Raw genomic sequence first — 25855 nt, 5'->3', positions numbered from 1 at the left:
CCGGCGCCTTACCGCGTCGCCGGGGACGGCGTACAGTGAGAAGCAGCAAGCTTCAACGAGGAGAGCGAGCCGCAGACGGATGCGCGTGACGCATGCGCGAGGCGCACGTGAAGGGGGGATGCGATGGGGCTGGAAGACGACTTGAGGAAATGCTCGCCGATCGAGCTGGCGGCGCTGCTCAGCGGCGAGGACATGTGGACATCGCGCGGCAACGTGCGGGCGGCCGTGCCGAAATTCGTCATGAGCGACGGTCCGCACGGCGTGCGCTGCGCCGTCGGCATGGCGTCCGACCTGCCCGGCACCGAGTGCGCGAAGGAGGCGACGAGCTTCCCGTGCGGCGTCAACCTCGCGATGAGCTGGGACCCCGACCTCGCGAAGACGGTCGGCGCCGCGATGGCCGACCAGGCCCGCGCGCTCGGCGTCAACGTGCTGCTCGGCCCCGCCGTCAACATCCAGCGCAACCCGCTATGCGGCCGCAATTTCGAATATCTGTCGGAAGATCCGCAGGTCTCCGGCCGCATTGGCGCCGGCCTGGTCAAGGGCATCCAGTCGCGGGGCATCGCCGCGTGCCCGAAGCACTTCGCCGTCAACAGCCAGGAGCTGCGCCGCCAGGCCAGCGATTCGGTCGTCGACGAGCGCACGCTGCGCGAGCTGTACCTGACGGCGTTCGAGCTCGTCGTGCGGCTGAGCGGCCCGCTGACGATGATGACGTCCTACAACCAGGTCAACGGCGTCTACTCGCACGAGAACCGGCACCTGCTCACCGACATCCTGCGTAACGAATGGGGCTTCGACGGCATGACGATGTCGGACTGGGGCGGCTCGAACACGGCGGTCGGCGCGGCGCTCGCCGGCGGCTCGCTCGAGATGCCGTCGCCGGGCCTCACGTCGCTGCGCGAGCTGGAAGCGGCGTTCCGCGCCGGCACCGTCACTCACGACGACCTGCTCGCCCGCGCGCTCGAGGTCGCGAAGGTCGCGCGCGAAACGTACTACGACGTGCCCGGCGACGCGCCGGACCTGATGAGCCGCAAGAAGAAGCTGCAGATCGGCGACGACCTGCTCGACCGCGGCCACTCGCTCGCCTTCGACGCCGCCGTCCAGACGCTGACGCTGTTGAAGAACGATTCGGTCGCGCCATACGGCGGCAATACGCTGGACGATTCGTCCGCCGGTTCGTCCGCGACCCCGGAGCCCGGTGCGACTGGCGATTCGACCGGTGATGCGACTGGCGACACGACTGGCGCCGCCGCCACCACCGTCCCGGCCCTCCCGCTCCGTCCCGGCTGCCGCGTCGCCGTCGTCGGCGACCTCGCCGTGCACGCCCGCTTCCAGGGCGGCGGCTCGTCGGAAGTCACCACGCATCGCGCCGACACCATCCTCGACGCGCTGGACGCGCTCGCCGAACAGCCGCGCGAATCGTCGCGACTTGACGGGCGGGCCGCCGGCCAGCCCGGTCACCGCTTCACCGTCGTCGGCTACGCGGACGGCTACCGGCGCGACGGCAAGCCGGACGCCGGCAAGCTGCACGAGGCGACGAAGCTCGCGCGGCGCGACGACGTCGATGTCGTCGTCGCCGTCGTCGGCCTGACCGAAGCCGACGAGTCGGAGAGCGTCGACCGCGCGACGATGGCGCTGCCGAAGGCGCAGGACAACCTGATGGGCGCGCTCGCCGCGCTGCGCAAGCGCACCGGCAAGCCGGTCGTCGCCGTGCTCGTCGCCGGCGGCCCGGTCGAGCTGCCGTGGGCGGACGACGTGGACGGCCTGCTGTACACCGGCCTCGCCGGCGAGGCGGCCGGCGCCGCGACGGCCGCCGTGCTCGCCGGCGACGTCAACCCGTCCGGCCACCTCGCGCAGACGTGGCCGCTGACGTATGCCGACTGCCCGAATGCCGCGTGGTTCCCGGCGCCCGGCCCGCACGCCATCTACCGCGAGGGCCCGTTCGTCGGCTACCGCTACTTCGCGACGGCCGGCCGCCCCGTCCGCTTCCCGTTCGGCTTCGGCCTGTCCTACTCCCGCTTCACGTTGTCGGATCTCGAGGTCAACCAGTGGGGCGTCGCCTGCATTGTCTCGAACGATTCGCCCGTCGATGGCAAGGCCGTCGTGCAGCTGTATGTCGCCGCGCCGACCGACGGCGGCCCGCATGTCGCCCGCGAGCTCAAGGGCTTCGCGAAGGTCGACGTGCCGGCCGGCGGCCGGCGGGAAGCGCGCATCGAGTTCGACGAAATGACGTTCCGGCACTTCGACGCCGGCGACGGCGCCTGGCATGTCACGAGCGGCGCGTGGACCGTCATGGTCGGCACGAGCTGCGTCGACCTGCCGCTGTCGTCGCTCGTCCACATCCACGGCGACCGCTCGCCGCACCCGACCGATCCGGCCCTCGGCTCCCTTGCCTACGCCGACGTCCATCACGCCACGGCCGACGACGTCCGCGCGATGTTCCGGCTCGCGCGCACGCCGCTGCCGGGGGAGAGGGGGACGGCGCCGGACGTCGAGGATGCGGGCGGCGCCAGGACGGGCAAATCGTTCCGGGCGACCTCCGGTAGCGCGACAATGCCGCGGCCCGAGCACCGCAACCCGGAAGTCAACGGCGAGAACCTCGTGCCGAACGAGGATCCGAAGCCGTTCGGGCCGAACGTGCCGCTGTCGAGCTGGACGCGCGCCGACGGGCGCCTGGCGAGGCTGTTCGCCGGGTCGCTGCAGCGCAAGGCCTCGAAGCCCGACCAGCATGGCGCCCCGGACATGGGCGCGCTGTTCGTGCTCAACATGCCGCCGCGCGCGATGCAGAAGATGGCCGGCGGCAAGGTCGACCGCGCGATCGTCGACGACCTCGTCGACTTCGCGAACGGCCACGCCCTGCGCGCCGCCGCCCGCCTCGTCCACGACGTCCCGGCCAATATGTGGACCAATACGCTCGCGGCGAACAAGCTTCGCCGCGCCGGCCGCCGATAGCGGCGCCCCGTCTTGATGTCGCAAACCCGGGCCAGCGGCCCGGGTTTGCGACATCTGGCGGGAGAGAAGGACGGCCGAATCGTTTCAGTCAAAAAAATGAATTTAGTCTGTTTATTTTTTCGGGGCGGTTTGAAAAAAAGTGGAGAACGCGCCGGGTGCTGGCGAAATTCGGGGGGTGATGTATAGTAATCCACAGCTCAATGAAGAGACACCTCTCCACTGAACGAAACTCCTTCCGGAGAAAATTTTTCACGATCAGGAAAATTTGTTTCGGCCGGAGAAAAATTAAGAAAAATGTTGAACTCTGCAGCCGAGTCGAAGTGGACGGCCGTAGACGACGACACCACCAAAGTAATCCCCTCACAACGGATCGTTCGGCACGTACCTGCCGATGAAAGGATGAACAATGGCAGAAGTCATTTTCGATCACGTCACCCGTATCTACCCGGGCAACGACAAGCCGTCGGTTGACGATCTCAACCTCGACATCAAGGACGGCGAATTCCTCGTTCTCGTTGGCCCGTCTGGCTGCGGTAAGTCCACCACGCTGCGCATGCTGGCCGGCCTCGAAGAGGTCAACAAGGGCCGCATCCTGATCGGTGATAAGGATGTCACCACCATGCAGCCGAAGGACCGCGACATCGCCATGGTGTTCCAGAACTACGCGCTGTACCCGCACATGACTGTCGCCGACAACATGGGCTTCGCCCTGAAGATCGCCGGCACCCCGAAGGACGAGATCCGCAAGCGCGTCGAGAAGGCCGCTGAGATCCTCGACCTGACCGAGTTCCTGGACCGCAAGCCGAAGGCCCTGTCCGGTGGCCAGCGCCAGCGCGTCGCCATGGGCCGCGCCATCGTCCGCGAGCCGAAGGTCTTCCTCATGGACGAGCCGCTGTCGAACCTCGACGCCAAGCTCCGTGTCCAGACCCGTACGCAGATCGCCGCCCTGCAGCGCCAGCTCGGTGTCACCACGCTGTACGTCACCCACGACCAGACCGAGGCCCTGACGATGGGCGACCGCATCGCCGTCATCAAGCTCGGCATCCTGCAGCAGGTCGGCGCCCCGACCGAGCTGTACGATCGCCCGGCCAACGTCTTCGTCGCCGGCTTCATCGGCTCCCCGTCGATGAACATCAACACGCACCCGGTCGTCGACGGCAAGGCCAAGGTCGGCGAGGACACGATCGACCTGCCGAAGGACGCCGTGGCCAAGCTGACGCCGGAAGACAACAACGAGATCATCGTCGGCTTCCGTCCGGAAGACGCGACGCTCGCCACCCCGGACGACGAGAACGCCTTCTCGCTGAAGGTCGTCAACGTCGAGGACCTGGGCTCCGACGGCTACATCTACGGCAACATCCTGTCCGACGACGCCGTCTCCGACGATCACAACGCGATGATGTCCGACCAGAACAAGCTCACCACCATCCGCGTGAACCCGCGCGCCCTGCCGCAGGTTGGCGACGTCGTCAAGATCAAGATCAACCCGGCCAAGATGCACCTGTTCGCTCCGTCGACCGAGCTGCGCATCAACTGAGCCCCGCGGGAATCGTTCCCGCCAGCCGGCGGCGGTCGCTCCGACCAGCCGCCGGGACTCGCGAACGATTCGTCCGGCCCGGCCCAGATGGAAGATTTGGCGGGGTTGCTGTTCCCCGCCAGAGAGTAAACGAGGTTTTTCTTCCTCTCTTGTCGCCTCGTTGACAAAGACCCCGCATGGCTGCGGGGTCTTTGTTTTTCCCGCACGGGAACGTGGCGGTTTGTGGAAAACGGAAGCCGCGAGCGCAGAGCGACGGACACCCTGAGGTAAAGTGACGACTATGAGTATTGACGTTCCGCACATGGACCCCCGCGCGCTCAAGGCGACGTCGGTCAAGGCCGAGGACCCGGCCGCGCAGTCGCCGGAGCCGGCGTCGCTGAAGATCACCGCCGCCGCCACCGACCCGAAGATGTTCTCGCTGCCGTGGGAGAAGCCGCTGTCGACGTGGCCGGAAGACCTGCTCGTCAACTTGCCGCGAGGCATTTCCCGCCACGTCGTGCGATTCGTCCACGTCGGCGACGAAGTCTACGCGATGAAGGAAATCACGCGGAACGTCGCCGAACGGGAGTACGAGATCCTGCGCCAGCTGCAAAAGCTCGACCTGCCAACCGTCCAGCCGATCGCCGTCGTCACCGGCCGCCACGACAACGAGGGCGAGCCGCTCGAGGCGATCCTCGTCACGAAGCACCTGCGCTTCTCGCTGCCGTACCGCGCGCTGTTCTCGCGCACGCTGCGTCCCGACACCGCCGAGCGCCTGATCGACGCGCTGGCCGTGCTGATGGTGCGCCTGCACCTCGCCGGCTTCTACTGGGGCGACGTCTCGCTGTCGAACGTCCTGTTCGAGCGCGACGCCGACGCGTTCTCGGCCTTCCTCGTCGACGCCGAGACCGGCGAACTGCAGGCCCAGCTGACCGAGGGCCAGCGCGAATACGATATCGACCTCGCGCGCACGAACATCATCGGCGAACTGATGGACCTGAGCTCCGGCGAGCTGCTGCCGCCGGAAGTCGACGAGATCGAGATCGGCAACCGCCTCGTCGACCGCTACCACTCGCTGTGGAGCGCGCTGACCGACACCGAGGACTTCAACCCGAGCGAGATGTGGAAGATCGAGCAGCGCGTCAACCGCCTCAACGATCTCGGCTTCGACGTCGACGAGCTCGAGATGAACACGACGGAGGATGGCAAGCGCGTCCTCGTCCGCCCGCGCGTCGTCGACGCCGGCTACGCGAACCGCAAGCTGCTGCGCCTGACCGGCCTCGACGTGCAGGAGAACCAGGCCCGGCGCCTGCTCAACGACCTCGAATCGTACCGCGCGTCGACGTGGCGCGAAGGCGAGGACATCGAGATCGTCGCGACCGACTGGATGCGCGAGGTCTTCGAACCGACCGTCCGCATGATCCCGAAGGACTACCGCACGAAGATCGAGCCGGCGCAGTTCTTCCACGAGGTGCTCGACCACCGCTGGTTCCTCGCCGAGAACGCCGGCCACGACATCCCGATGGGGGAGGCCGTCAAGAGCTACATCAAGAACGTGCTGCCGAAGTACATGATCGATTCGGAAACGCTCGAGGAGCTCAACGCCGAAGCCGACTCCGGCGTCGTCGATGACACCGCCACCTACAACGCCCCGGCCGCCGGTCCGGCCGACATGCCGGACAGTCCGGACGATCCGTCCGCGTTCGGCGTCCCCAACGACGGCACCGACGAGGACGGCTACAACGCCGAAGACGACCCCGACGCCGCCGTCTGGGCGCAGTAAGTCGCAAGACCAGAAAGAGCTCCCTGGAAGGGAGCTCTTGTCTTTTGATGTCACAAACCCGAGTGAGTTGCCTAAATGAACCTGATAAGCTGGAAGGCACTACCGGGTCGCCTGTCCCTGTCCCCAAATGGCGGCGTTGGTGGGGTGGAACGTGGGCATTCAATGACGAATGCCCGAGGAGAACGTTCCCGAGGAGAATGGCAGTACATCACGTTGGCAGACGTGCATGGCGTCGGAGGAGGGCGTTATGCATCGGCACCGTCGGGGCGCGCATGCCGCGCAGGAACCCGCCGCGCTGCCGCGTCGGCCCGCCGAATGGTTGGGCTGCGCCCGCAGCGGCGGTACCGGCCGTCACCGCAATGACGCGGCGACGGCGCTTTTCCATGCCTCCGCATCGTCCCGCTCCGGCACCCGGGGTGCCGCTGTGTCGCCGTCCGGCGCGGCTGCCACGCCGTCCCGCCCCGCAAGCGCGGCTTCCGCGGCCTCCGCAACCGCCGTTCCGCGCCGTCGTTCCCGTGCCGTTGCGGCCGTCATTGTCGTCTTCGCGCTGCTGCTGGGCTGCCTGACGACGCTGGCGGCGCTGCCGGCGACGGTGGCGATGGCGGCGGAATACGACATCGGCGAGCTCGGCTGGGTGGACACGTCGTCGACCGAGCTGACGTTCGCCGGCCAGCCGTACAGCTCCGGCATGACGCTGCAGTACGGCGACGACGTCACGCTCAAGCTGCACTGGACCGTGCCGAACTCGGTGACCATCCACGACGGCGACACGTTCGTCTACGACCTGCCGGCGAACATCGAGTTCGAGGAAGGCAAGACATACACGCTCTACGACGCCGATGGCAACGCCTGCGGCACGTTCGTCGTCACCGGCGGCCAGGTGATCGTGACGTACAGCACCGCCGACGGCGGCGTGCTCGGCTCGAACGTCTCGGCCTACGTCACCGTCACCGGCACCGTCACGCAGGCGGCGACCGGCGGCGCCAACGGCGGCGGCGCCGTCTTCGAGTTTCCCGGCATCGGCACGATCGAGGCGACCGTCGAGCAGCAGCACTCGCTCGAGGCGTCGAAGAGCGGCGCCGTCAGCACCGACGACAACACGGTCTTCTATTTCGTCGTCGACGTCACGTCGACCGGCACGAACACGAACGTGCGGCTGGAAGACAGCATGGGCGACCTGCTGACATTGCTGGACGATCCTTCCATCGCGATCTATGCCGACGCCGACCTGACGCGGCAATATGCCGGAAGCTGGTACGTCGAGACGCAGGACAGCCATTCGTTCACCCTCAACATCGATTCGATGACGGATGGCCAGACGCTCTACGTCGTGTACTACGTCCGGATCGACCGGCAGGACGTCACGGCCGTCACGAAGTCGTACCAGAACTACGATCGCATCCGCAACACCGTGACGTTCTCGAGCGACGAGGACACGACGTCCGGCACCACGAGCCGCGAACTGTGGCTCGACAGCAGCTGGTCGGTCACGAAGTCCGGCGAGGCCAGCGACAGCGGCGTCATCACGTGGACGATCACCGTCGTGCCGGACGCCGACGCACAGGTGACGACGGCCTCGCTCGTCAAGGACACCGTCGGGTCCGGCCAGGACGTCGACGGCTCGGCGAGCGTCACGATCACGTGCATGCACTCGCGCTGGTGGGACGGCAGCCCGGACACCGTCACCGTCACGCTCGCCGACCTGCTCGCCGGCAACGTCTCGCTGCCGCTACAGTCGGACGGATCGTTGTATCCCGAATATCGGCTGAGCTACACGACGCAGGCGACGTCGGTGCCGGAAGCCGGCAGCGGCGAGAAGGCGACGTATTCGAACGCCGTCACCGTGACGCCCGGCGACGGCAACTCGCCGGTGACGACGACCGGCACCGTGACGGTCGGCAGCGACGCCGTCTCGCTGGCCAAGCGGTACGCCGGCTCGGCGACGGCGACCGACCAGCTGCAGTGGATCGTCACGTTCACGGCGCTCGTCGACCTGCCGGCCGGCAAGACCGTCGTCGACAGCGTCGACGTCGATTCGTCCGGCAACACGCTCGGCACGCAACAATACTTCGCCTCCAATGCGCAGGCTGTCGTCTACACCGACGCGAACTGCACGCAGCCCTATTCGGGCGGCTACTCGACGGCCGTCTCGGCCGGCCAGAAGACGCTGACCGTCACGTTCGACGACGCCATTGCCAGGAACACGACGCTGTATATCGCGCTCGTCAGCTACGTCAACGGCTCGCTCGCGACGAACGCGACGCTCTATAACACGGCGACGTCGATCAACAAGTCGGTGACGGCAACCTATTCGCCGGTCAGCGACAACATGACGAAATCGACGCTGTACTACTACAACCAGTGGAACACGGCGGACTCGTCGGCGAACGGCATCCTGGCATGGCAGCTGTGGGTGCACGACGTCGCCGCCGACGCGACATCCGTCACCATCGCCGACACGTTGCCGGCCGGCACCGCCTACGTGGCCGGCTCCGTCACCGGCTACGGCAACACGGCCACGTGGAACGGCAGCGCCAACGTCTATCCGGCCTACGACGGCGTGAGCGCGACCGTCAACGCCGACGGCACCGTGACGTTCACGATCGCGCCCGGCTCGGCCGCGTTCGCGCAGGCGCAGACGTCGTCCGGCCTCTACCTCGTCTACAACACGACATTCGACTACACGACCGGCTACGGCGAATACGGGAACACGGCCGTCATCAGCGTCTCCGGCACCGCGCAGGGGCCGGATACCGCGTCGGTCTGGGCCGGACCGTCGAACATCGTCGACAAGTCGTCGGTCTACGACGGCACGACGGCGCCCTACGTCACGTACACCGTCACCGTCAACGCGTCCGGCGCCACGCTCAACGGCGGCAAGACGCTGACGCTGACCGACGTGCTCGGCGACGCGCTCGAACTGCGCATGGACTCGGTCTCGATCGCGTCGAAGACGACCGGCGCCGAGATCGAGTCGGCCGCCTATTCCTACGATCCGACGACGAAGACGATCGTCTTCAAGGTGCCGGACGCCACGCCGATCGTCATCAGTTACAAGTCGCTCGTGCTGCTGCAGGCTGGCGAATCGATGGAGGGACTCGCGACGAACTCGATCGCGCTGGCGGGCTACGCCGACTACGGCAGCGACGCGACGACGGAAATCGACGACGTTATCGAGGCGAGGGCCGGCATCACGTCCGACAGCGCCGCGCTGCAGATCTACAAGTACGCCGACGGCGACACGACGAAGCCGCTCAACGGCGCCGTCTTCCAGGTCGACGAGCTCGACTTCGGCCTCGGCGACGAGGAGAGCGGCGCGGCGGTCGTCTCCACGTCGCTGTTGCCCGGCACGGCGCTGTCGTCGGCCGACGCGACCGTCTCGACGCTGACGAGCACGCTGACGTCGTCGACGAGCGGTTACGCGACGATCGGACTGGCGACCGACGTCATCTACCGCATCACCGAGATCACGGCGCCGGAAGGCTACTGCGACGTCGGCGCGGCTGCCGACAGCGGGAACGATTCCTCCGGCGATGCCGATTCCTCCGACGCCGCCGGCGCCGACGATCCGTGCGCCGACGTCACGCAGCCGGTCATCTATCTCGTCTTTCCGAAGAGTACCGAGGCCGCCGTCTGGACCGGCGTCACCGTCGACGGCGTTCCGGTGACGCTCGCGATGGCGACGACCGGCGCCGGCAAGACCGTCACGCTGCAGACATACCAGTGGTCCGTCAGCAACACCGGCAAGGTCAATGCGTCGTTCACGCTGAAGAAGACCGATCTCAACGGCACGGCGCTCGCCGGCGCCGTGTTCGAGCTGACGAAGGACGGCGATGCCACGTTCCTGGAGACGTGGACGTCGGCCGACTGCACCGGCAATGACGCCGGGAATTCCGACGATTCGTCCGGTTCGGACGCTGCCGCCGATGCCGCCGGGATGGCCGATGTCGATGATGGCACGGCCGTGACGTCGTGCACCACGACGTCGGCGACGTTCGCCGGACTGACGGCCGGTACCTACACGCTGACCGAAACGACGGCGCCGGACGGCTACGCGGCGGCCGATCCGGTCACGGTCGTCGTCACCGAATCGGGCGGTGTCATCGTCAATGGCCAGTCGATCAGGACGGACGATGGCAACGTGCTGACCATCGCCGACCAGCCGCTGACGACATCGGTGACGACGACGAAGACGTGGGACGACGGCGACAACCAGGACGGCGGCCGCGGCACCGCGACGTTCGTGCTGAGCCGCTCGACCGATGGTGGTTCCACGTGGAACGTCGTCACGAACCAGTCGAAGACCGTCCCGAATACCGCCAACTCGACAGTCACGTGGAACAATCTGCCGGTCAAGGACGGCGATCTTGACGTCATCTACAGCGTGTCCGAGGTCTACCGCGAGGTCGATGGCGTCGAATACGGCGTCGTCAAGGAATGTTTCACGGGGAACAGTGCGGCAGGAGACGGCACTGGCGGAAGCGCTGGCGGCGGCAATAGCACGGGAAACACTGCCGACCCGACCACGTCCGGCACGGTCGCGCTGACCTGCTCGTTCACGAACGTTCACGAACCGGCGACGACGTCGGTGCCGGTCACGAAGGTCTGGGCCGACGACGCCGACGAGGACGAGCTGCGGCCGGACAGCATCGTCGTCGAACTCTACGCCGACGGCGTCGCGACCGGCAAGACGCTGACGCTCGCGGGCGGCACCGGCAGCGGCACCGCCGACAACAGCTGGACCGGCGAATTCAAGGATCTGCCCGCATATGACAACGGCGTCATGATCTCGTATACGGTCCGCGAAACGAACGTTCCCGACGGCTATGTGGCGACCGTCGCCGTCGACAGGACATCCGGCGCCGTGACCGTCACGAACACGCACCACCCCGACAGCGACTACGTCTGGATCTCGAAGCGGGACGTCGGCGGCAACGAGATCGCCGGCGCCGAACTGACTGTCACCGGCACCGTCACGGCGACCGGCGAGGCGATCGATCCGATCTCGTGGACGAGCGTGGCGGACGAATCGACCCGACTCGAGCTCGAACCGGGCACCTACACGCTGGCCGAAACGGCGGCGCCGACCGGCTACAAGACGGCCGACCCGGTGCAGTTCACCGTCGTGCGCGCCGACAACGGCGGCCTGATCGTGCTCGTCGGCGGCAAGCAGGCCGACGACAACACCGTCGCGATGACCGACTACTTCACGACGACGACGGTCAAGGTCAACAAGACGAGCCTGACCGATGGCGTCGGCGAGATCGCCGGCGCGACGCTGACGCTCGGCGGCGTCACGCTCGCCGGCGAGACAATCAATCCGCTGACGTGGACGTCGACCGGCACGGCGAAGACCGTCACGCTCGTCCCCGGCACGTACCGGCTGCACGAAAGTGCGGCGCCCGACGGCTACGCGACCGCGACCGACATCGTCTTCACCGTCAACCTCGACGGCACCGTCAGCGTCGACGGCGAGCAGCTCGCGACGAACACCGTCACGATGACCGACGAGCCGAACCGGACGAACGTCGTTGTCTCGAAGACTGCCGTCGGCGGCTCGGCCGAGCTCGCCGGTGCCGAATTCGCGGTGACCGGCACGACGTTCGAGGGCGACGCGATCGCGCCGGTCGCCTGGACGTCGACGGCCGACGGGCCGGTGACACTGGCGCTCGCCGACGGCACGTACATGCTGACCGAAACGAAGGCGCCCGACGGCTACGACGTCTCGAACTCGCCGATTGCCTTCACCGTCTCCGGCGGGCAGGTATATGTCGGCGAGACGGCCGTCGCCGGCAACACGATCGTCGTCGAGGACGCCGTCAAGCAATACACGGCCGTGACGGCGACGAAGCGCTGGGAAGACGACCGCGACAACGACAACTACCGCTCGAGCCTCGTCGTCACGGCGCAGCTCTACCGCAACGGCACGCTCTACGCCGAGCAGGTCCTGAGCGACATGAACAACTGGTCGGTCGACTGGGCCGGTCTGCCGGTCTATGACGACGAGGGCGTGCGCATCAGCTGGACCGTCTCCGAGACACTGTCGACCGTCGACGGCGGCCGCAGCGACGCCGTCGAGGCCTACCGCATGTGGATCGCGAAGCGCACGGCGCTCAACGGCGCGAGCTACACGATCTACAACCTCCATTCGCCCGACAGCGTCGACCTCGGGATCGTCAAGGAGTGGGACGACGCCGACGACCAGGACGGCGTGCGGCCGGCGTCGATCGGTGTCGTCGTCTACGGCACGGCGACCTGCACGGTCGCCGGCAAGGAAGCGACGTGCACGGACACGCTCGTCACGACGATGCTGCGGCCGGACGACGGCGAGTGGCAGTGGACGATCGAGAACCTGCCGGCCAACAACGCGTACGGCAACCCGTACGGCTACACCGTCGTCGAGTCGCCGGTCGCCGGCTACAACGGCTACGATTCGTCCGGCACATGCTCCGCCGATTCCTGCTCGCCGGCCGTCGAGACGACCGACAACGACGACGGCGACACCGTCGTCACGTTCACGAACACGCACGTGCCCGAAACGACCGAGGTCGAGGTGACGAAGGTCTGGGACGACGCCGACGACCACAACGGCACGCGGCCCGAGTCGGTGACGGTGTGGCTGCTGTCGAGCCTGTGGGCCGAATCGAACGGCTGGCCGGTGCCGCAGTCGACCGGCGTCAGCGACGCCACCGGCCTGTGGACCGACGGACTGCCGTCGACGTTCGACGGCGACTGCGTCGACAGCGACGTCGCGACCGTCGTCGGCGTCAGCTGCGTCGTGCTCGGCGCCGACAACGACTGGACGTACACGTTCACCGGGCTGCCGAAATACCAGGACGGCTCGCTCGTCGCATACTCGCTGACCGAGCAGTTCGACGATTCGGCCGACGCCTCGGGCCTGGCCGCGGCTCGCTCGCTCGCCGAGTACACGGCGACATTGACGAACCTGACCGGCACGCCCGTCGTCGACGACGACGGCAATCCGGTGACCGGCGCCGACGGCTCCGTCGTCGTCCTCGGCTCGACCGACCACTACGTGCTGCGGCTGACGAACACGACGACGCCGCGCTACGGGCTGCCATCGACTGGCGGCGACGGCATCGGACCGTGGATGGTGGCCGCGGGAGCGCTCGCCGTCGCCATCGCGCTGGTGCTCGCGCTCGGCGTCCGCGACGACCGGTGGAGGAGGCTTGTTGCACGTGAAACTATCTCTCTTGACCGCAACCTTGGCCGAAAAGCACGTGAAACTACTAGCGTATTTCGAGAAGCACGTGAAACACCGATAGGTCATGACGGAAACGGCGAGGCCGGCGACAGCGGAAGGAGGGCCGCACGATGACGAGGATCAGGATCGACATGGCGCGCAAGGCCCACCACGCCGCCCGTCGCGGGCACCGGCTCGCGGCGCTGCTGTTCGGGTTCCTGCTCGTGCTGACGGCGACGGTGCCGGCCGAACTGATCGGCGTCGTGGCGGCAGCCGGCGAATCGCCCAACAGCACCGCCGAATCGTCCAGCAGCACCGCCGAATCGCCCAATACTTCCTCCGGATTCTCGACGACCGTGACGGCGACGAGAGACGTCACCGTCGTCGCCTTCCAGCAGTCGTGGAACACGATTGCCGACGAATGCGAGCGCGTCTACGGGCCGGAGGGCGTCGGGTACGTGCAGATCTCGCCGCCGCAGGAGAGCGTGCGCGGCACCGAATGGTGGACTGTCTACCAGCCGGTCTCCTACGAGGCGAACTCGCGATTCGGCACCGAAGCCGAATTGCAGTCGATGATCGAGCGGTGCAACGCCGTCGGCGTCGACATCATCGCCGACGTCGTCCTGAACCACACGACCGGCACCGACGTCTCGTGGGTCGACGACCAGCTCGGCGTCAACGGCACGGCCTACAACGGCACTTACGGCCGGTACCTCGGCATCGGCATCACGCAGTACGAGGAGAGCGGCAACAACTACCAGTACGGCGTCGCGAGCGGCGACTTCCACAAGTGCCGCTCGGCCATCGTCGACTATTCGAACGCCACCGAGGTGCAGGAATGCCGGCTGTCGACGATGTGGGACATCAACACCGGCAGCGAGAAGGTCCGCGAAATCCAGGCCGACTATCTCGCGTACCTGTGGAATCTCGGCGTGCGCGGCTACCGCGTCGACTCGGCCAAGCACATCTCGACGACCGACCTCGCCGCCATCAAGGCGAAACTTGCCACGAAGATCGGCGTCGACGCCGACGACATCATGTTCCAGCAGGAAGTCATCTACCACGACACCGACGCGGCATCGCTCGCGCCGTCGACGTACACCGGCACCGGCCAGGTCAGCGAATTCGAGTTCGCCTACCGCATGCTGCACTACTTCACCGGCTCGGTCTCCTCATTGCAGTCGATCGGCACCGACGGCGGCATGCTCGACTCCGACGACGCGACGGTGTTCGTCGCGAACTGGGACACCGTGCGCGGCTCGGAAACGCTGAACTATTCGTCCGGCTCGCGCTACGAAATGGCGACGGCCTTCATGCTCGCCTACGGCTACGGCCAGCCGCAGATCCTGTCCGACTACTATTTCCTCGACTACGACGAGGGCGCCGCCGGCACGACCGAGACCGGGGTGATCGACGTCGACCTCGACGCGGCCTGCGCGGCGATGGACGGCACGACGAAGTACACCGACGTCGCCGACGGCCAGTGGCTTTGCCAGCAGCGCTGGACGTCGGTGCGCGGCATGATCGGCTTCCACAACGCCGTCGGCGACGCGACCGTCTCGTCGTGGCAGGAGCCGGCGAACGCCAACGCCGGCTTCGCCAGGACCGACGCGGACGGCCAGGATGTCGGCTTCTTCGCCGTGAACAACGCGCTGCAGGCGCACGAGGTCACGTACGTGACGAACCTGCCGGACGGCGTCTACTGCGACGTCTACAACAGCTCGGACTGCTCGGCGACCGTCACCGTCGAGGGCGGCCAGTTCACGACGACGGTCGCCAGGCGCGGCGCCGTCGCGATCTACTACTCGGCGACCGTCGACAACTGGGCGACGCTGTGGGGCGCCGATTCGGCCGTCGGCGCGGACGGCGTCGACAGGAGCGCCGAGCCGGGCTACGACGACCAGCCGGCGCTCGAGCGGATCGCCGACACGTCACTGACGATCTACTTCTACCTGCCCGATTCGTACGGCTGGGACGCCGTCTACGTGCAGGTCGCCGACGAGGGCACGCTGCTCAACGACGAGCCGGTCCGGATGACGAAGTCGGCGGAGGTGGTTGGCGCCGACAGCCTGACCGGGAACGATTCGTCCGCCACTGTCTGTTCCGGTGTCGACGACGATGACGGCAGCTGGTACCAGGCGACGGTCACGGGCGTCGGCACGTCGAAGACATTGTTCAGGTTCACGAACGATCCGTCCGGAGGATCGGGCACCGCGGGCGCGGGCGGCACCACCGATGGCGCCGGCACCGATGACGATGGCACGCAAGTCGCCGGCGATGTCGCCGACGACGTTGCCGGCGACACGGCGGCCGGTGCCGGGGACACCGGCGTCGCAGTGGCCGACGTCGAGGATATTGACGACGAGGACGGCGCGACCGGCGTCGTCTGGGATTACGCGGACGGACTGTCGACGGAGGGCGGCTCGACGCCGTACGAGGCGGCGGCCGGCACGACGGCGATCGCCGTGCGCGGCCACGCGACGACGCTTGGCGTCCCGTATAGCTGCTCGACGGCCACGACGACGCTGTTCACCGTCCACTTCAAGGCGACGAGCGCGGCCGCCCAGGCCGGCGCGACCGGCGTCGTCGTCCGGGGCACCGACGTGTCCGGCGCCGAAATGCCGGCCACCTACTATCCGTTCGACGCGACCGCCGACTCGTGGGGCCGGCGGATGACGGCGACATTGCCCGGCGACTTCCTCGAGGTGAACTACCGGATCGTCAATGCGGACGGCCTGGCGCTCGCGGCCGGCGCGACCGGCGAGGACGTCGACAGTCTTTCGGCCGTGGCCGGGACGGGCGAATCGTACAACGCCGCCGTCCTCGACAATACCGACGACGAGAGCCGCCGCTGGACCGAGAAGGTGCGCGGCGCGATCGAAAGCTGGCTCGACGGCACCGTGACGACCGACGGCGCGGCGACGGCGTACGACCATTCGGAGGAGTACCGCAACGCCGCGAGCACGCCGTCGCCGAACGACGTCAAGAATCCGCAGACCGTCACCGTCATCGTCCACTACATGCGGCCCGACGGCGACTATCAGCAGTACGACCTCGACGCCGACACGTGGAACGGCTGGGACCTGTGGATGTGGACGAACGAGACGACGTCCGGCTCCGCGATCCAGTTCACCGGCCACGACGACTTCGGCGTCGTCGCGACGGCGACGTTCACCGAGCCGGCGAAGGGCAACCGCAACGTCATGTTCATCGTCCGGCAGGGCGCCGATTCGTGGACGGCGAAGGATCCCGACGGCTACAACCGCGCCGTGCCCGAGTCGGCGATCCGGGTCGCGGCCGGCGACTCGTCGTCCGGCGTCGCCGAAATCTGGGTCGTGTCCGGCGACCCGACCGTCTACACGTACCGGCCGGCCGTCGCCGGCGTGACGTTCGAGACCGGCTGCGACGGGTCGTGTGCCGACGTGGCCGGCCGCGCCGTCCCCGTCGGTGGCACCGTCGCCGGACTCGACGCCGACGAGACGCCGGTGCGCGACGGCTACCTGCTTGACGGCTGGAACACGGCCGCCGACGGCAGCGGCGACTGGTTCGTCTTCGGCGACGGCGGCACCGTCGTCACCGCCCGCACCGTGCTGTACGCGCAGTGGACGAAGGGCATCGTCGTGACGTTCGATGTCGGGGACGATTCGTCCGGAACAAGCGCGTCCGCGGGCGCAACCGGGTCCGGCGGGGCGAGTGCGGCGCCGGACGCCCAGACGATCCGCGTCGGGTCGACGGCGACGGAGCCCGTGACGCCGACGAGGACCGGGTACGAGTTCGTCGGATGGACGGTGGCAGACGGCACCGGCGAGTCCGGCGGGTCCGGGGCCGGCGGCTCCGGCCAGTCCAGCGATCTCGGCACCGTCGAGCTGTTCGACTTCTCGACGCCGCTGACCGAGGACACCGTGCTCGTCGCGGTCTGGGAGCCGTGCGAGTACGAGGTGAAGGTCGTGGTCGGCGACGGGACGGAGGAATCGTTCACGGTGAAGTACGGCGAGACCGTCGACGCGACGGCGCTCGCGAAGCTGGCCGACGGCGCGAGTGTCGACGGCCGGAAGTTCGTCGGCTGGACCGTCGACGCCGCCGGCACGACGCCGTACAACGTTGCCGCGGCGGTCACCGGCGAGCTGACGATCTACGGCAAGTGGGTCGACGACGACGTCGACGTCACGCTCGTCACGTTCCATGCCGCCTACGAAGACGGCGTGCTCGACATGTCCGGCGACGTGCAGCTGTACGCGGTGGTCGGCGAGACGATGGGCGAGCCGGTGCCCGACCCGGTGCGCGACGGCTACCGGTTCGCCGGCTGGACGACCGACTTCACGTCCCTCGAGCACCTGTTCGACTTCGGAACCGACGTCGTGACCGAGAACCTCGAGCTGTACCCGCTGTGGGTGAAGACGTGGCCGGTGACGTTCGACCTCAACTACGACGGCGCGCCGGCCGCCGTCGACGCCTATCCGGCGCTCGCGACGCAGACCGTCGATGACGGCGCCTGCGTCGCCGACCCCGGCGTCGAGCCGGCGCACGGTGACGACGCCGACCGCTACGAATTCCTCGGCTGGTACGTCGACGCCGGCCTCACGACGCCGTTCGTGTTCTGCACGGCGGGGAGCGGCGAATCCGACGGCACCGGCGGCTCCGGTGCCGAGTCCGGTGCCGAGTCCGGTGCCGATGATGACGAGTCCGGCGGCACCGCGACGTCCGGCTCCGGCGGCACCGCGGTGACCGGCGACCTGACGCTGGTCGCGAGGTGGGAGAAGGCCGGGTCGGTGTGGACGATCAAGTTCGACCTCAACGGCGGCTCCGCGCCGGCCGGCCATGACGCGGCGTTCGCCGACCAGAAGGTCTTCGACGGCGAATACCTGACGAAGCCGGCCGTCAACCCGGTGCGCGACGGCTATGTCTTCCAGGGCTGGACGACCGTCAAGAACGACATGCTCGCCCTGTCCTTCGCCGGCTCCGGCTCCACCTTCGGCTTCGACAGCTCCGGCCGCAGCCTGATCCCGATCGACCGCAACGGCACGCTGTACGCGTTGTGGAGCAAGGCATGAGGGTTGTACGTTGTACTGTTCCGGCACGAGGTGGCTCGGTTGAACTGTGCTGCGTGGGCTGAACGGACGCGGACATGTTGGAGGAAACCGGGGACGGGGGTTGAACTGTGCTGCGTGGGCTGAACGGCAAGAATCGTGCCAAATTGGCGGTGGCCTCACGCTGACCCAACGTCGGCGTGAGGCCACCGCCAATTTACGTCCCCTGTGGCAGCTGCCTCACGCCAAGGCGACCCTGGCATGTGACAGTTGCCAAATAAGCCGCCAGTTGGTAGCTGCCTCACGCCAAGGCGCCCCTAGCGTGAGGCTGCTGCCAATATTGCCTTCAAAATGTCAGGTGCCTCACGCTGGCGGCTTGCCAGCGTGAGGCACCCGACTGGAATGATTCGTCCGCGTCACCTCAGACATGGACGAATCGTTCCTGATAACGGAAGGATCGTTCCAACTACTCGTACGATTCGTCCGGGGCGATCACTCGCCGACGGCTTCGCGGCGGGCGCGGGCGACGGCGTAGAGCGTGATGCCGGCGGCGACCGACGCATTGAGCGACTCGACCATGCTGCTCATCGGGATGCCGGCGATCGCGTCGCAGGCCTCGCGGGTCAGGCGGCTGATGCCCTTGCCTTCCGAGCCGAGCACGACGACGAGCGGGTCGGTCTCGAATCCGGTCTGGCCGACGAGCTTGTCGCCGCCGCCGTCGAGGCCGACCGAGTAGAAGCCGCGTTCCTTGAGCGCCTCGATGGCCTTCGTCAGGTTGACGACGCGGGCGACTGGCATGTGCGCAGCGGCGCCGGCCGAAACCTTCCATGCGGCCGCGTTGACGGACGCCGAACGGCGCTCCGGAATGATGACGCCGTTCGCGCCGAACGCCGCGGCCGAACGGATGACGGCGCCGAGGTTCTGCGGATCGGTGACGCCGTCGAGCGCGATGAACAGCGGGCGCGACTGGATCTTCGCCTTTTCGGAGACGTTCTCCATCGCCTTCGCCTTGCGCTCGGCCTTGTCGACGAGCTGGTTGAGCGGCGTGTACTGGAACGGCTGGGCCTTCATGATGATGCCCTGGTGGTTGCCGGAGCGGGCGATGCGGTCCATCTCGAGCCGGTCGGCCTCGAGGATGTGCAAGCCCTGGATGCCGGCGAGACGGATGATCTCGCGCGTGCGGTCGTCGTGCTCCAGGCGCGCCGCGACATACAGCGTGCTCGCCGGGACGCCGACGCGCAGCGCTTCCAGCACGGCGTTACGGCCGATGACGAGGTCGTCGGAGTCGGACGTGAACTTCGCCACGCGGCGGGCGGCCGCGAGGCGCGGATCGGAGCGCTTGCGCTTGTCGGCGGCCTTCTTGTCGCGATAGGCCTTGTGATAGACGCGGTCCTCGGCCTTCGGCGTGGGGCCCTTGCCGCGCAGTGCATTACGGTGCTTGCCGCCCGACCCCTTGGTCGGGCCTTTCTTCTGTGCCATAGGTTCCATCATCCCTGTCGCGCCGGACTTCGGCAAGCCTGTTCACGGCCTCTTCGCGTGACCGTCGCGCCATTTCTTTCATGAAATTGACGCGGCGGTCACGCGCTGGCGAGTTGCCAGCGTGAGGCACCTGCCAATTGGGTGTCGCTATAGTCGGCCAGCTCACGCTGGCAAGCCGCCAGCGTGAGGCACCTGACATTTTGAAGGCAATATTGGCAGCAGCCTCACGCTAGGGGCGCGTTGGCGTGAGGCGCCTGCCAACCGGCGGCTTATATGGCAACTGTCACACGCCAAGGTCGCCTTGGCGTGAGGCAGCTGCCACAGGGGACGTAAATTGGCGGTGGCCTCACGCCGACGTTGCGTCAGCGCGAGGCCACCGCCAATTTGACACGATTCCCGCCGTTCAGCCCACGCAACTGCGTCAGGGGCCGTTGCCGGGCGGGGTTCGTTTCGGCTGCTTCGGCCCGGCTGCTTCGGCCCGGCTGCTTCAGCCCGGCTGCTTCAGCCCAGCTACTTCAGCCCAGCTGCCTCAGCTCAGTTGCTTCAGCCCAGCTGTGGCCTAGTCGAGCCGCTTCATGCCGCGGCGGGCGCGCAGGTAGATCTTGCGCAGCTCGCTGGCGATGAGGACGAACACCGACAGGCAGATGCATTCCAGCCAGGCGCCCGGCTCCAGCGGCACCGTGCCGAACGCCGTGTTCAGGAACGGCACGTAGATCACCAGCAGCTGCAGCACGATCGACAGCAGGATGGCGCCCCAGAGCCACTTGTTGGCGAAGAAGCCCTTGAAGGCGCTCTCGTAGTGGCTGCGGGAGGCGAGCGCGTTGAACAGCTGGGCGAACACCAGGATCGTGAAGCCCATCGTGCGGGCTTCCGTCATCTGGGCCTCGTGGCCGACGGCGTCGAGCGACCGGTCGGTGAACAGGCCGCCGGACAGGTGCATGTCCATGCCGATCAGCGTCACGAGCGCCATGACGATGCCGATGAAGATGATGTCGCTCCACATCTCGCCGTCGATGACGCGGTCGGTCAGCTTGCGCGGACGCCGGTTCATGACGTCTTCGGTGGACGGGTCGACGCCCATCGCGAGCGCCGGCGCCGCGTCGGTCAGCAGGTTGATCCACAGCAGCTGCGTCGCCAGCAGCGGCACCGTCACGCCTTCGGAGCCCGGCACCGAGATGCCGAGGAAGCCGGCGAGCATGACGCCGCCGAACACGGTGAACACTTCGCCGACGTTCGAGGACAGCAGGTAGCGCAGGAACTTGCGGATGTTGTCGAAGATGTTGCGGCCTTCGCGGACGGCGGCGACGATCGTCGAGAAGTTGTCGTCGGCGAGGATCATCTTCGCCGACTCCTTCGTCACTTCGGTGCCGGTGATGCCCATCGCCACGCCGATGTCGGCGGACTTGACGGCCGGGGCGTCGTTGACGCCGTCGCCGGTCATCGCGACGATGTTGCCCTGTCGCTGCAGCGATTCGACGATCTTGAGCTTGTGTTCCGGCGCCACGCGGGCGTAGACGGAGACTTCCGACGTCGCCTTGTCGAACGCCGCGTCGCCCCTGGCGGCGAGCTCGTCGAGCTCCTCGCCGGTGAGCGCCGCGCCGTCGCGCCTGATGATGCCGAGGTCGGACGCGATTCGGGCGGCCGTGAGCGGGTGGTCGCCGGTGATCATGACGGTGCGGATGCCGGCGCGGTGGGCTTCGGCGACGGCGTCGCGCACTTCGGTGCGCGGCGGGTCGATGATGCCGACCATGCCGTTCCAGACCAGTCCGGTCTCGATCGCGTCGGCCTGGTCGGCGATGTCGGTGACCTGGCCGGCGGCGTTCGCCCTCACGCCGGGGACGTCGGCGAGTCGGTTCGTCTCGAGCGGACGGAACGCCTCGCCGAGCGTGCGGTAGGCCTCGCGGGAGAGTCGTTCGACAGTGTCCAGGATGGTCTGCCGGTCGCCTTCCGTCAGCGGACGAATCGCGCCGCCGTCGACGGCGATCCTGTTGCAGTAGCTGAGCAGGACGTCCGGTGCGCCCTTCGCGAAGACGGTGAGTTCGCCGCCTTCTGTCGTGTCCTGGCAGATGACCGACATTCGCTTGCGTTCCGACGTGAACGGAATCTCGGCGACGCGCTGGAAGTGGCCGTACTGGCGGCCGGCCCTCACCTTCTTGCCGGCGACGATCAGCGAGACTTCCGTCGGGTCGCCGACGACGTCCCACTTGCCGGGCCGGTCGCCCTCGCGCAGTTCGCCGTCGTTCGCGAGGATGCCGGCGCCGAGCGTCGCGATGACTTCGTGGCGGACGTCGTCGGAGACGGGGCTGCCGTCGAGGTTGATCATGCTGCCTTCCGGCGCGTAGCCGGTGCCGGTCAGCTCGACCTCGCCGGACGGCGTGACGACGCGCTCGACGGTCATCTCGTTGCGGGTGAGCGTGCCGGTCTTGTCGGAGCAGATGACCGAGGCCGATCCCAGCGTCTCGACCGAGTGCAGTTTCTTGACGATTGCGTGATGGGCGGCCATCCGCTGCACGCCGAGCGCGAGCACGACGGTCAGGATGGCGGCGAGGCCCTCCGGCACGGCCGCGACGGCGAGCGAGACGGCGAGCAGCAGCGAGTCGATGACATCCTGCGCGCTGTGGAAGCCTTCCATGCAGGCGAGGGCGATGAGCACGACGACGGCGATGATGCAGACGGCGATGCCGAGCACCTTCGAGACGCGGTTCATTTCCTTCTGCAGCGGGCTGGTGTCGTCCTCGGTGCTGGCGAGCAGGTCGGCGATCTTGCCGACCTGCGTGTTCATGCCGGTGCCGGTGACGATCGCGCGGCCGGTGCCCTGCGTGACGGACGTGCCGTTGAAGACCATGTTGGCGCGGTCGCCGAGTGCCTTCGCGGACGCCAGCGTGTCCGGCTTCTTGCCGACCGGGACCGATTCGCCGGTCAGGCTCGCCTCGGCAATGCGCAGGCTCGCGGCCGCGAACAGGCGGCCGTCGGCGGAGACGGTGTCGCCCTCGCCGAGGACGAGAATGTCGCCGGGCACGACGTCAACGGTGTTGATGCGCTGGACGTGGCCGTCGCGCAGGACATTCGTCTGCGGCGCCGTCATCTCGCTCAGGGCGTTGACGGCCTGCTCGGCCTTCGCCTCCTGGATGTAGCCGAGGATGGCGTTGACGATCAGGATGATGACGATGACGATCGCGTCGAACGGGAGCGCCTCGGCTCCCTCGCCGGTCGCGTCGCCGTGGAAGCGCTCGATGAACCACGCGACGAGCGAGATGCCGGTGGCGACGAGCAGCAGGTAGACGAGCGGATCCTGGAACTGCTGGAAGAATTTCTTCCACTTCGGCACCGGCGGCGCGCTCGCGAGCTCGTTCGGCCCGAATTTCTCCAGGCGGCGACGGGCTTCCCCGGACGCGAGGCCCCTGCGCGGGTCCACGTCGAGGAGCCTGGCGACGTCGGTGGCGTCCGTCAGCGACGGATCGACGTCGCCGAGCAGGCGCTGCTGTTCATGGACTTCGTGTTCTTCGTGCGGATCGATCGTGCCGACCGGCATCGGATCGGCCGGTTCGGGCTCGGCGACGGTGACCGTCTCGACGGCGGGCCCCTCCCGCTGATCGTCGGCGAATCCGTTCCCCTTCATACGTTCGCTCATGGTGTTCTCCTGGTTCGGCCGCGGAGTAGTCAGTCCTCGCGCCCGGGCGAACGTTCCCAGCCTCGCGATGCCGCCTGCCTGGTGCGTCGGCGTTCCCCGACGTCGGCGCCGGCGGCCATGGACTGCGCGGTTGTGGACATCCGGGCGGCGTGCCGCGGATGCATACAGCAGACATTATTCCATATCGGGGGGTTCCGGCCTTTGCCGAGGGGGGAATGGTCCGCTCTGCCTGCATGTCACCAGCCGGGGCTTGCAGCCCGGCTTGGCAACATGCGGGAAGAACAAGAGAAGCCCCAGCGGCGACTTGTCGCTGGGGCTCAAGGAGAGAGAAGAAGAAAGAGGAAATGTTCAATTTTGTTTGTCGGGAACGGACTGGGTTCCTGATCAGCTTGGCTGATGTCACCTAGTATGGCGGCGCTATCTGGGTGATATGCCCCCGATTCACTGGAAGTTTCCTGAGAATCTTTGTCGCCGTCGCCAGCCCGTGCTGCAAGCCGGGGTCGGCGACGGCAAGAAGGACGAATCGTTCGGATTCTTGAAGATCCTGAACATAGGTGAGATTTGCCGACGGGAACCAACCACTTTCCGGGATAATGGTGGTTTATTCATGGTCGGCATGACGGCACGATTCTTCCGGCGGGAGGCAGGCCGGACAGATCGCGATTGGCGAGGCCCGCGACGGTGCGGTGCCGACGACGGCAGTGGAAAGCGGAACACGACGACAGGAGCCCACGATGAGCGGACTCGACAGCAATAACGACGACAGGTTTGACTTTCCGTCCTTCGACGACGGAAACGGCGACAGTAGGGGCGCGGCGCGGCCGGCCGGCCATGGCGCGGCGACCGGGCTGACGGCCGGCGACGTCGAGCGGCTGTCGTTCGACGGCGTCGGCACCGGCCCGGACAACGGGGCCGGGCCGGGTGGCGTAGCCGGCGGCGGGGCCGCTGGCCTGCCGCACGTGCGCCGCGTCGTCAGCAATCCGGTGGAGTTTCCGGCGATCGACGCCACCGGCAGCGGCGAGATTCCGGGGGAGATGTCCGACGAATTCATCGAGCGCGCGCTCGGGCACCGCCATGATCGCGACGGGAGCACAACGGGGCCTGGTGGCCGGTCGGCGGGCGGATCGTTGCTCGACGGCCGCGGCGCGACCGCCGGCACGCCGGCCGCGCCCGGCGTCGTCACCGACGAGGACGGCGACGATCCGTTCGCGGCGCTCGGCGGCGGCGCGGGCGGCCACGGTAGCGGCTGGCGCAGGCCGGGAGAATCGTTCGACAATACCCGCCGTAACGGCCGCGGAAGCGAAACGGTCGGATGGAGCGGGCGCCGGCGCGTCGCCATGATCGGCATCGCGGCGCTTGTCGTCGCGGGACTCGTGGCCGGCGGGGCCGTCGTCTGGCACCAGTATGCGGAGCGGCAGCGGCGGCAGCTGTTCGAGGTGACGATGGCGCAGTGCGAGTCGGCGACGGCCGACTATCACACGGCGATCGAGGACCTGCGCCGGCAGATCGACGAGCATTCGTCGCTCGCGCAGACGCCGGTCGACGAGGTCACCGACGCCGCCGTGCTGGCCGCGCTCGTCGACGTCATCGCCGACGGCACGGCGATCGCCGACGATGCCGAGGCGCCGAGCCGCCAGGTGCTGACCGCGTGCTCGGCGGCGCAGACGGAAGAATCGTTGCAGGTCGCGATGGCCGGCTACCGGTCCGCGAAGGGCGACGCGGCCAGCGCGGCGAGCGCGATCGCGCAGGCCGCCGACGACGTCGCCGCGTCGATCACGGCGAAGGCGGCCGACGGACGGCGCGCGACGCTGCGCGACGCGATCGACGACGCGCAGTACGTCTACGACACGACAACCGACGAGCTCGTTGCCGACGCAACCACGCGCGCGACGCTGCTCGGGGCGATCCAGTCGGTGACCGCGCTCGCCGACGGCGAGGACTCGGCATTGACGGCCGACGCCGTCGACGATGCGCTGACCGCGCTGTCGACGGCCTCGGTCGCCGTTAAGGCCAGCGAAACCGAGCAGGCCAACGCGGAACTGGCCGCCCAGCAGGCTGCCGCGGCCGCCGACGTGTCCGCCGCGACCGCCGATAACGGCACGGCGGCGGCCGACTCGACTGGCACAACCGACCAGTACTCCTACGCCGGCGCCGACGGCCTGTACTGAGCCGAATACATGCATGAAAAAGCTCCCTGGAAGGGAGCTGGCGAGCGTAGCGAGCCTGAGGGTCGACTTACGGAACGTAACCGGTTGCGCTCCGTAAG

At 67.7% G+C, this 25855-nt stretch carries 8 protein-coding genes; 6 read left to right on the top strand and 2 right to left on the bottom strand.

Annotated elements, in window-relative coordinates:
• The first annotated feature begins 123 nt into the window (after positions 1–123).
• The 5 genes from F6S87_RS04980 (at position 124) to F6S87_RS04960 (ending at position 18503) form a co-directional block, all read left to right on the top strand.
• Positions 124–2949 carry a glycoside hydrolase family 3 C-terminal domain-containing protein gene (locus F6S87_RS04980; protein ID WP_163227461.1) on the top strand — a complete coding sequence of 942 codons (2826 nt, stop codon included), beginning with the start codon at positions 124–126 and terminating at the stop codon, positions 2947–2949.
• Positions 2950–3355: 406 nt separating this feature from the next.
• Positions 3356–4486 carry an ABC transporter ATP-binding protein gene (locus F6S87_RS04975; RefSeq protein ID WP_163227460.1) on the top strand — a complete coding sequence of 377 codons (1131 nt, stop codon included), beginning with the start codon at positions 3356–3358 and terminating at the stop codon, positions 4484–4486.
• Between the two features lie 280 nt (positions 4487–4766).
• The gene (locus tag F6S87_RS04970) at positions 4767–6248 is read left to right on the top strand and encodes a DUF4032 domain-containing protein (RefSeq protein WP_163227459.1); all 1482 of its coding nucleotides are present in this window, start codon (positions 4767–4769) and stop codon (positions 6246–6248) included.
• A 247-nt stretch (positions 6249–6495) separates the two neighbouring features.
• Entirely contained in the window at positions 6496–13587 is a 7092-nt protein-coding gene (locus tag F6S87_RS04965) for a Cna B-type domain-containing protein (protein WP_163227458.1), read from the top strand.
• The gene (locus tag F6S87_RS04960; protein ID WP_163227457.1) at positions 13584–18503 is read left to right on the top strand and encodes an InlB B-repeat-containing protein; all 4920 of its coding nucleotides are present in this window, start codon (positions 13584–13586) and stop codon (positions 18501–18503) included. The genes F6S87_RS04965 and F6S87_RS04960 overlap by 4 nt, the downstream gene beginning before the upstream one ends.
• Before the next feature lie 468 nt (positions 18504–18971).
• Here the strand turns inward: F6S87_RS04960 and rlmB are convergent, their stop codons facing one another.
• Both rlmB and F6S87_RS04950 read right to left on the bottom strand, forming a co-directional pair.
• Complete coding sequence (gene rlmB / locus F6S87_RS04955) at positions 18972–19958, bottom strand: 23S rRNA (guanosine(2251)-2'-O)-methyltransferase RlmB (RefSeq protein ID WP_163227456.1); 987 nt, start codon at positions 19956–19958, stop codon at positions 18972–18974.
• A gap of 559 nt (positions 19959–20517) precedes the next feature.
• Positions 20518–23490 (bottom strand): cation-translocating P-type ATPase, encoded by a 2973-nt coding sequence (locus F6S87_RS04950; protein WP_163227609.1) that lies wholly within the window; start codon positions 23488–23490, stop codon positions 20518–20520.
• Positions 23491–24323: 833 nt separating this feature from the next.
• On the opposite strand from F6S87_RS04950, the gene F6S87_RS04945 reads away from it, so the two are divergent.
• A complete protein-coding gene (locus F6S87_RS04945; RefSeq protein ID WP_163227455.1) occupies positions 24324–25757 on the top strand; it encodes a hypothetical protein in 1434 nt (477 codons plus the stop codon).
• Positions 25758–25855 lie beyond the last annotated feature (98 nt).

The sequence above is a fragment of the Bifidobacterium choloepi genome (assembly GCF_010667615.1).
GTDB classification, from domain to species: domain Bacteria; phylum Actinomycetota; class Actinomycetes; order Actinomycetales; family Bifidobacteriaceae; genus Bifidobacterium; species Bifidobacterium choloepi.
This window is presented reverse-complemented; position numbering and strand designations above follow the sequence as displayed.

Bases quoted from the DNA above. Each gene is read 5' to 3' on its own strand.
- F6S87_RS04945 (WP_163227455.1), top strand. From the start codon at position 24,324: ATGAGCGGACTCGACAGCAATAACGACGACAGGTTTGACTTTCCGTCC.
- F6S87_RS04960 (WP_163227457.1), top strand. From the start codon at position 13,584: ATGACGAGGATCAGGATCGACATGGCGCGCAAGGCCCACCACGCCGCC.
- F6S87_RS04975 (WP_163227460.1), top strand. From the start codon at position 3,356: ATGGCAGAAGTCATTTTCGATCACGTCACCCGTATCTACCCGGGCAAC.
- F6S87_RS04950 (WP_163227609.1), bottom strand. From the start codon at position 23,490: ATGCCGGTCGGCACGATCGATCCGCACGAAGAACACGAAGTCCATGAA.
- F6S87_RS04980 (WP_163227461.1), top strand. From the start codon at position 124: ATGGGGCTGGAAGACGACTTGAGGAAATGCTCGCCGATCGAGCTGGCG.
- rlmB (WP_163227456.1), bottom strand. From the start codon at position 19,958: ATGGCACAGAAGAAAGGCCCGACCAAGGGGTCGGGCGGCAAGCACCGT.
- F6S87_RS04970 (WP_163227459.1), top strand. From the start codon at position 4,767: ATGAGTATTGACGTTCCGCACATGGACCCCCGCGCGCTCAAGGCGACG.
- F6S87_RS04965 (WP_163227458.1), top strand. From the start codon at position 6,496: ATGCATCGGCACCGTCGGGGCGCGCATGCCGCGCAGGAACCCGCCGCG.